The sequence below is a fragment of the Paraburkholderia sp. SIMBA_027 genome (assembly GCF_046535315.1).
Lineage (GTDB): Bacteria > Pseudomonadota > Gammaproteobacteria > Burkholderiales > Burkholderiaceae > Paraburkholderia > Paraburkholderia tropica.
In genome coordinates this window covers 1-261 of record NZ_JAWRWY010000921.1, presented here as the reverse complement: position 1 = coordinate 261, position 261 = coordinate 1, and the positions used below count along the sequence as shown (strand labels likewise).

The window sequence follows — 261 nt, the reverse complement described above, 5'->3', positions numbered from 1 at the left end:
GACCGAACAGAATCGCGATCTCGTGCTTGTGACCGGCGCATCCGGCTTCGTCGGCTCGTCGGTGGCGCGCATCGCGCAGCAGAAAGGTTTCAAGGTGCGCGTGCTGGTGCGCGCCACCAGTCCGCGTCAAAACGTCGAGGCGCTGGATGCGGAAATCGTCGTCGGCGATATGCGCGACGAAGCGTCGATGCGCATCGCGCTGCGCGGTGTGCGCTATCTGCTGCACGTCGCCGCCGATTATCGCCTGTGGGCGCCGGACCC

Annotated in this window: 1 protein-coding gene; it reads left to right on the top strand. The window is 66.3% G+C overall.

The window, feature by feature from the left end; translation table 11 throughout:
- Positions 1-261 (top strand): NmrA family NAD(P)-binding protein (locus SB764_RS41780; RefSeq protein ID WP_410867003.1); only part of this gene is annotated, 261 nt, incomplete at both ends.